9 protein-coding genes are annotated in these 6,978 nt (G+C 65.1%); all 9 read left to right on the plus strand.

Features of this window, described 5'->3' with window-relative positions; all coding sequences use genetic code 11:
* Nucleotides 1-136 precede the first annotated feature (136 nt).
* The 9 genes from GGR17_RS18845 to GGR17_RS18885 all read left to right on the plus strand — a co-directional run bounded on the left by GGR17_RS18845 (nucleotide 137) and on the right by GGR17_RS18885 (nucleotide 6,968).
* Complete coding sequence (locus GGR17_RS18845) at nucleotides 137-826, plus strand: MotA/TolQ/ExbB proton channel family protein (protein ID WP_054539431.1); 690 nt, start codon at nucleotides 137-139, stop codon at nucleotides 824-826.
* Nucleotides 823-1,203 carry an ExbD/TolR family protein gene (locus GGR17_RS18850; RefSeq protein WP_054539430.1) on the plus strand — a complete coding sequence of 127 codons (381 nt, stop codon included), beginning with the start codon at nucleotides 823-825 and terminating at the stop codon, nucleotides 1,201-1,203. Before GGR17_RS18845 ends, GGR17_RS18850 begins: the two co-directional genes overlap by 4 nt.
* Before the next feature lie 3 nt (nucleotides 1,204-1,206).
* Nucleotides 1,207-1,629 carry an ExbD/TolR family protein gene (locus tag GGR17_RS18855; RefSeq protein WP_054539429.1) on the plus strand — a complete coding sequence of 141 codons (423 nt, stop codon included), beginning with the start codon at nucleotides 1,207-1,209 and terminating at the stop codon, nucleotides 1,627-1,629.
* On the plus strand, nucleotides 1,626-2,471 hold the full coding sequence (locus GGR17_RS18860; RefSeq protein WP_054539428.1) for an energy transducer TonB family protein: 846 nt from the start codon (nucleotides 1,626-1,628) through the stop codon (nucleotides 2,469-2,471). The genes GGR17_RS18855 and GGR17_RS18860 overlap by 4 nt, the downstream gene beginning before the upstream one ends.
* Before the next feature lie 268 nt (nucleotides 2,472-2,739).
* Nucleotides 2,740-3,648, plus strand: a complete 909-nt coding sequence (locus GGR17_RS18865; protein ID WP_054539427.1) for a siderophore ABC transporter substrate-binding protein — start codon at nucleotides 2,740-2,742, stop codon at nucleotides 3,646-3,648.
* Between the two features lie 22 nt (nucleotides 3,649-3,670).
* Nucleotides 3,671-4,630 (plus strand): ABC transporter permease, encoded by a 960-nt coding sequence (locus GGR17_RS18870; protein WP_054539426.1) that lies wholly within the window; start codon nucleotides 3,671-3,673, stop codon nucleotides 4,628-4,630.
* Nucleotides 4,617-5,576, plus strand: coding sequence for an iron chelate uptake ABC transporter family permease subunit (locus GGR17_RS18875; RefSeq protein WP_082386623.1), 960 nt, complete (start codon nucleotides 4,617-4,619; stop codon nucleotides 5,574-5,576). The genes GGR17_RS18870 and GGR17_RS18875 overlap by 14 nt, the downstream gene beginning before the upstream one ends.
* Nucleotides 5,573-6,373 carry an iron ABC transporter ATP-binding protein gene (locus GGR17_RS18880; RefSeq protein ID WP_054539424.1) on the plus strand — a complete coding sequence of 267 codons (801 nt, stop codon included), beginning with the start codon at nucleotides 5,573-5,575 and terminating at the stop codon, nucleotides 6,371-6,373. The genes GGR17_RS18875 and GGR17_RS18880 overlap by 4 nt, the downstream gene beginning before the upstream one ends.
* 58 nt (nucleotides 6,374-6,431) lie before the next feature.
* Complete coding sequence (locus tag GGR17_RS18885; protein WP_054539423.1) at nucleotides 6,432-6,968, plus strand: SIP domain-containing protein; 537 nt, start codon at nucleotides 6,432-6,434, stop codon at nucleotides 6,966-6,968.
* Nucleotides 6,969-6,978 lie beyond the last annotated feature (10 nt).

A 6,978-nucleotide genomic window follows, 5' to 3' on the forward strand; every position in this document is an offset into this window, starting at 1 on the left:
CGCTCGAGGGCAAGCGGTTTCAGTGTTTGCGGTTTCTCATCGCCTGAATGCTTGACAAATATGGTCGGAAATATTTAGCAAAGGCCGTGACAAGCCACGCGATATAGCGCGGCGGCATATTGGCGGAGACATTTCTATGTCATTCGATACTGCGACATTCGCGGCGGGTTGGCAGGCCGCGCGCGACTTTCTGGCCATGGGTGGCCCTTCGATCTGGGCGATTGCCGGGCTGTCGGTGATCACGCTGGCCCTGATCTTGTGGAAGATCTGGCGGCTGGCGGCGTTGGGCGCCTGGTCGGGCGGGCGGCAGGTCAAAGCGGCGGTCGGGCTTTGGGCCGAGGGGCGGGAAGGCGAGGCGCTGCGTCTTCTCGCGCGGCGCCAGACCATCCGCGCCGCGCTGACACGGGCCGCCATGGCCGCGCGCCACGACGCGACGCTTGATGACGACGCGGCCCGCGATGAAACACAGCGCGTGGCGCGGGATCTGATCGCCAGGGCGAAATCGGGGCTGCGCCCGCTTGAACTGATCGCCACCATCGCGCCCTTGCTGGGGCTTTTGGGGACGGTTCTAGGCATGATTGCGGCGTTTCAGGCGCTGCAGGCCGCCGGCGCGCGCGCCGACCCGGCGACGCTGGCCGGCGGCATCTGGGAGGCGCTGTTGACCACGGCGGCGGGCATGGCGGTGGCGATCCCGGCCTCGATGGCGCTGACATGGTTCGAAAGCGTGGTGGACCGGCTGCGCCTCGAGATGGAGGACGCGGCGACGCGGGTGTTCCTGCGTCCGGTCAGATCGGGTGCGGACGCGCTGCGCGCCGCGGCGGAATGATGTTCGATTTCGGCGCAGAACGTCGGTCGCGCCGGCCAAGCCTCACGCCGATGATCGACGTGGTGTTCCTGCTGCTTGTGTTCTTCATGCTGGCGTCGCGCTTCGGCCTCGACATGCATCTGCCGCTGACGGTGGCCGGGCAGGGGGCGGGGTATTCCGGGCCGCCGCGTCTGGTGGATGTCCGTCCCGAAGGGCTGGCGCTGAACGGCGTGACGATGGAGGGTGACGCGCTGCTGGCCGAGCTGGCGCGCCTGACCGACAGCGCCGGGGACACGATCATCCTGCGCGCGCGCGATGAGGCCAGGCTGCAGCGCATCGTCGAGGTGATGGATATGCTGGGCGCCGCCGGCTTCACCCGGCTGGTATTGGTGGAGTGAGCCATGCAATTCACCGATCCCCCCCGCCGAAAACCCGCTGAAAGCATCGTGCCGATGATCAACGTGGTGTTTCTGCTGCTGATCTTCTTTCTGATGACGGCGCGGATCGCGCCGCCCGAACCTTTTGACGTGACCCCGCCCGAGGCTCTGTCGGAGGCGCCCGCCGAAGGGGAATTCGTTCTGTACCTGGATGCCGGGGGGCAGCTCGGCTTTCTCGATGCTCTTGGCGACGAGGCGGCGCTGGCGGCGTTTCAGTCCGCGCTGGAGGCCTATTGCGAGACGGGCGGATGTTCGGATGACATGGCGCCGCCCTCGGTCCAGTTGCGCGCGGATGCCGAGGTCCCGGCGGCCAGGGTCGCCGCGCTGTTGCCCAGGCTGGGCGCGGCGGGCGCGCGCGACGTGATGCTGGTGACGGCGGCACGATGAGACGCGCGCTGGAAACCGTGGTGTTTCTGGGCCTGGCGTTGGGTATCCACCTGGGCGTGGCAGGCATCCGTTCCCCGCAGCTGGGCGCGGCGTCGTCCGGCGACGGGGGCGCGGCGCTGGTGTCGCTGGAGGCCTCGAGCGCCTCGCTGAGCGCAATGGTCGAGGATTGGGAAAAGCCGCCGGAGATGGCACAGCCCGAGCGCCCCCGGCAGGCGCCGCCGCAGATCGCGCCACCCGCGCCGCCGATGCCCGACCTCACCCCGCCCCAGGCGGTGACGCCGATGCCCAGCCCGCAGATGGCCCTGCCGCAGATGGAAAGCCTGCCCGATCTGTCCCAGGCGAAGCCGCCGCCGCCGCCCGCACCGGCACCCGCGCCGAAGGCAGAGCCCGAACCGCGCCCGGCAGCCGAACCCAAACCGCGGCCGAAGGCCAGGCCGGCGCCGCCGGCCAAACCCTCGGGGGCCAGCCAGGCACAGCGGGCCGCCGGGTCAGGCGGGGGCGCTACGGCGGGCGAGGCACGTTCGGCCAGCGCGGCAACGCTGAACCCGGCCAAGGCGCAGAGCCTCAAGTCCAGCTGGGGGGCGGCCATTCGCGCGCGCGTTGAACGGCGCAAACGCTATCCATCGTCGGCGCGCGGTGCGTCGGGCAGCGCGGTGTTGCGGATCACGGTGGGACGCGACGGGTCGTTGCACGGCGTATCGGTCGGGCGCAGCTCCGGCAACCGGGCGCTGGACCAGGCGGCGGTGCAGGCCGTGCGCGCGGCCAGGCGCTTCCCGGCGGCGCCCAAAGGGCTGGGAGACGCGTCCTACACCTTCAGCCTTCCCGTGCAGTTCAACGGCTAGCCAACGGGTGGGTGTGCGGGAACTCAATTCTTGGGCCGAAACCTGGCGGCACGGTCGATGCTAAGGATTTCATCAATCCCTGCGTCACGCCATTGGGTAGGTTCACGAAAAGATGATACCAAAGCCTTTTAGTCGGGTATGTTCTGTGGCAAAGCTTCTCAGACCACGTCAGTCCGATTCCGGTTTCCCCGGCGGGCAGATCCGAAGCCCCACATATCGCGCAGCCAGTTCGTTCCAGCCACCGCGCCACCCTGAAAAGGAACACGCGATGGATTTCTTCAGAACGTCCCTTCTGGCCGCCAACCTTGTCGCAGCAGCGATTGTGCCCGGCTGGGCGGGCGCAACGGCCCTGACCACGGCACATGGGCCGGTCGAAATTGTCAAAACGCCGGAAACCGTGCTGACCTTCGATATTGGCACGCTCGATACGCTTGATGCGTTGGAGGTGGCGGTGGCGGGCGTGCCCGACCCGATCATGCTGCCAACGCTGGCGCATCTGCAAGAGAGCGACCTGCCAAAGATCGGCACCTTGTTCGAACCCGATTTCGAGCAGGTTTTCGCGCTGCATCCCGATCTGATCATCATCGGTGCGCGCTCGGCCAGACAAATGGACCCGCTGTCGAAAATCGCACCCACCGTGGATCTGACCCTGCCGGTGGATGATCTGGAAAATGCCGTCGTCACCCAGACGCGCGAACTGGGTGCGCTGTTCGGCAAAGAGGAGAAGGGCGCTGAGCTGACTGCGCATCTGCAAGACAGCCTGCAGACGCTGCGTGCGCTGGTCGAAGGCAAGGGCACGGCCCTGATCGTGCTGACCAACGGGCCCAAGGTTTCGGCCTATGGGCCCGGCTCGCGCTTTGGCTGGATCCATGATACCTTGGGCGTCGCCCCCGTGATCGAGGACCTTGAGGTCAGCACCCATGGCGAGGCGGTGTCGTTCGAATTCCTGCATGAAACCAATCCAGACTGGCTGATCGTGCTGGACCGGGGCGCGGCCATCGGCGCGGATTCGCAAAGCGCGCAGGCCACGCTGGACAATGAACTGGTTGCCAGCACAACCGCCATGAGAAAAGGGCAGGTGATCTATCTGAACGCGGCGGATGTCTATGTCGCGACGACCGGTATCCGGTCCTTCCAGCGCACGGTCGATCAGTTCCTGACCGCCTTCGGTGGCTGAGAAGGCCGGGATACGCAGTCTCATGTGCCACGCAGCTCTTGCCGCCCTGTTGGTGATCGTCCTGGCCACGCTCAGCCTGTTCGTGGGCGTGGCGGATGTTTCGTTGCCTGCGGTGTTTGGCGGGCAGGGCGACGATGCGCTGATCCTGCTGGTCAGCCGTGTCCCCCGCACGCTGGCCATCGTTCTGACCGGCGCCTCGATGGCGATTGCCGGGCTGATCTTCCAGATGCTGACCCGCAACAAGTTTGTCGAACCCGCGACCGCGGGGACGGCGGAAAGTGCGGGGCTGGGCTTGCTGGTGGCGACGCTGCTGCTGCCCGGGGCGCCGATCTTTGCCAAGATGCTGGTCGCTTCGGGCTTTGCCATCGCGGGGACCATGCTGTTCCTGCGCATCCTGCGCGCCTTGCCGCCCGAGGCACCACTGCTTGTGCCCCTGGTCGGGCTGATGCTGGGCGGCGTGATCGCGTCGGTGACCACATTCTTTGCCTATCAGTTCGATCTGCTACAGTTTCTGGGTATCTGGACCACAGGCGAGTTTTCCGGGGTGATGCGCACCCGGTACGAATTGCTGTGGCTGACCGCCGCTCTGGCGCTGATCGGCTATCTGGCGGCGGACCGGTTTTCGATCATCGGTATGGGCCAGAATGTGACCCTGACGTTGGGTCTGAACTACCGGCGGGTGATGTGGCTTGGCCTGATTATCGTGGCGGTCATTACGGCGGTGATTGTGGTCACGGTGGGGGCGATTCCGTTTCTTGGCCTGATCGTGCCTAACATCGTCAGCCGCACATTGGGCGACAACCTGCGCGCCGCGGTGCCCTGGGCCGCAGGGCTGGGAGCAGGGCTGTTGTTGCTGTGCGACATCGTGGGGCGGCTGGTGCGCTATCCTTATGAAATCCCGATCGGCACGGTCTTTGGCGTGCTGGGGGCCGGGGTGTTCCTGTTTCTGTTGCTGCGGAGGGACAGGCATGCTCACGGCTGACATGGGGTGGAGGTTCGGCGCGCTGGCGGCATTGACCGGCGGCGCGGTTGCCGTGTTCCTGATGCTGGGCGTGCCGGCGGGAGCTTGGGACTTTGCGCTGGCGTTTCGCGGGGTCAAGCTGTTGGCACTGGTATTGGTGGCCTATGCGGTTTCAACCTCGACAATCCTGTTTCACACGGTCACCCGCAATCGGATCCTGACGCCCTCTATCATGGGGTTCGACGCGCTTTACCTGCTGATCCAGACGCTGCTGGTGTTCTTCCTGGGGGGATGGGGAATGTTGCAGCTGGATGGTGTCAGCAAATTCGGGGCCGAGGTCGCCTGTATGATGTTGTTCAGCACCACGCTGTTTGTGTGGCTGTTCAATCGCAACAGCCGCAACCTGCACCTGATGATCCTGGTGGGCATCATCTTTGGCATTCTGTTCCGCAGCCTTGCCGGATTTGCCGCGCGGTTGATCGACCCGAACGATTTCGTGGTGGTGCAGGGCGCGCAATTCGCCACGTTCAACGCGGTGAATACCGAACTTTTGTGGATCAGCCTTGCGCTGTGCGGGGCCACCATGCCGCTGGTGTGGCGGCTGCGCCACGCGCTGGATGTTCTGGCGCTTGGGCGCGATCCGGCGATCAGCTTGGGCCTGCCGTATCGCGGGCTCGTTCTGGCGGTTCTGGCGATCGTGGCGTTGCTGGTATCGGTCTCGACCGCGCTGGTGGGGCCGGTGTCGTTCTTCGGGCTGCTGGTCGCGCATCTGGCCTATATGGCAGTACCGCGCGGCGGGCATGGGGCCACGCTGATCGCCGGTGCGCTGATCGCCATGCTGGTGCTGATCGGCGGGCAGGCGGTGTTCGAGCATGTGCTTGGCCTGAAATCGGCGCTGAGCATCGTCATTGATCTCATCGGCGGGCTGGTCTTTCTGTTTCTGCTGCTCAGGGGGCATGCGCGATGATCGAGATTTCCCGCGTCAGCCACCGCATCGGCGATGCGCAGATCCTGAAGGATATCACGCTGAGCCTGCCGCGGGGCGGCATTACCGCGCTGATCGGGCCGAATGGCGCGGGCAAGTCCACGCTCTTGTCGCTAATGAGCCGCCTGATGCGGGTGCAGACGGGCCGGATCAGTTTTGACGGGCTGGATGTGGGCACCACCAAAAGCGATTTTCTGGCACGCAAGCTGTCGATTATGCGGCAGGAAAACACGCTTTCGTCCCGGCTGACGGTGGGCGACCTGGTCGGCTATGGCCGTTATCCGCACCACAAGGGGCGCCCCGGACCACAGGACCGGCAGATCGTCGATCAGGCGCTGGAGTTCCTGAACCTCACCCATTTGCGCGACCGGTTCATGGATGAGCTGTCGGGCGGGCAGCGCCAGCGCGCCTTCGTGGCGATGGTGCTGGCGCAGGATACCGATTACGTGCTGCTGGACGAGCCGCTGAACAATCTGGACATGGCCCATTCCCGCGCGATGATGCAACGGTTGCGCCGGTCGGCGGATGATCTGGGGAAGACATTCGTCATTGTCGTGCACGACATCAATTTCGCGGCCTCTTATGCCGATCGGATCATCGCGCTGAGGGATGGTGCAGTTCTGGCCGAAGGGTCACCCGCGCAGATTGTCACCCGGCCTATGCTGCGCCGGATATTTGATCTGGAAATCGAGGTGCGCCAGGTCGGTGGTCACCCGGTCGCGATCTACCAGATCGATCCGCCGAACTCGTTTCAGCCCTCGATGAAGGACAGCGCATGAGCCGCGAAGCACAGACGGATACCGTCGCCTTGTCGTCACCGGACAGCTTGGCAGCCCCTTGCCCGACAATACCCTGACCCGGATCGCCGCTGAGTTGGGCGGCCATGGCAAACCTGTCCAGTGGCAGGATGGCAATACGCTGATCAGCCGAGCGCCCTTCGGGGCGCTGCAGGTTCACGTCGAAGCAGAAGGGCTGACGATGCGGTTGGAGGCCGGGACCGAGGCTCAGTTGCAGATGCTGCGCGAATCCTTTCTGCATTTTCTCGACCATGCGGTAGACGGGGTATCGGGGCAGGTGGTCTGGTCGGGGCATCGATTCCGCCTGACCACCCCGCCCAATTTTCGCCTGGTCACAGTGCGGGGAGTGGATCGGAGTTTTCCATCCTGGTACCGCGTTCACATGCACGGCGAGGATATGGCGCCCTATGGCCGTGACGGCATGCATTTCCGCCTGTTGCTGCCGCCGGAGGGCCGGGTGCCGGACTGGCCCATTGGCGCTGACGTCAGACAATCGGTTGGGGCTGGTTCTATCTCTCGACGATCCTCGACGACTACAGCCGCTACATCATTGCATGGAAGCTCGGCACGACGATGAAGGCTGGCGA

Source organism: Actibacterium naphthalenivorans (assembly GCF_014196965.1).
Classification (GTDB): domain Bacteria; phylum Pseudomonadota; class Alphaproteobacteria; order Rhodobacterales; family Rhodobacteraceae; genus Actibacterium_A; species Actibacterium_A naphthalenivorans.

Excerpts from the sequence above, each read along its gene's own strand:
- GGR17_RS18845 (WP_054539431.1), top strand. The coding sequence starts at position 137 with ATGTCATTCGATACTGCGACATTCGCGGCGGGTTGGCAGGCCGCGCGC.
- GGR17_RS18850 (WP_054539430.1), top strand. The coding sequence starts at position 823 with ATGATGTTCGATTTCGGCGCAGAACGTCGGTCGCGCCGGCCAAGCCTC.
- GGR17_RS18855 (WP_054539429.1), top strand. The coding sequence starts at position 1,207 with ATGCAATTCACCGATCCCCCCCGCCGAAAACCCGCTGAAAGCATCGTG.
- GGR17_RS18860 (WP_054539428.1), top strand. The coding sequence starts at position 1,626 with ATGAGACGCGCGCTGGAAACCGTGGTGTTTCTGGGCCTGGCGTTGGGT.
- GGR17_RS18865 (WP_054539427.1), top strand. The coding sequence starts at position 2,740 with ATGGATTTCTTCAGAACGTCCCTTCTGGCCGCCAACCTTGTCGCAGCA.
- GGR17_RS18870 (WP_054539426.1), top strand. The coding sequence starts at position 3,671 with ATGTGCCACGCAGCTCTTGCCGCCCTGTTGGTGATCGTCCTGGCCACG.
- GGR17_RS18875 (WP_082386623.1), top strand. The coding sequence starts at position 4,617 with ATGCTCACGGCTGACATGGGGTGGAGGTTCGGCGCGCTGGCGGCATTG.
- GGR17_RS18880 (WP_054539424.1), top strand. The coding sequence starts at position 5,573 with ATGATCGAGATTTCCCGCGTCAGCCACCGCATCGGCGATGCGCAGATC.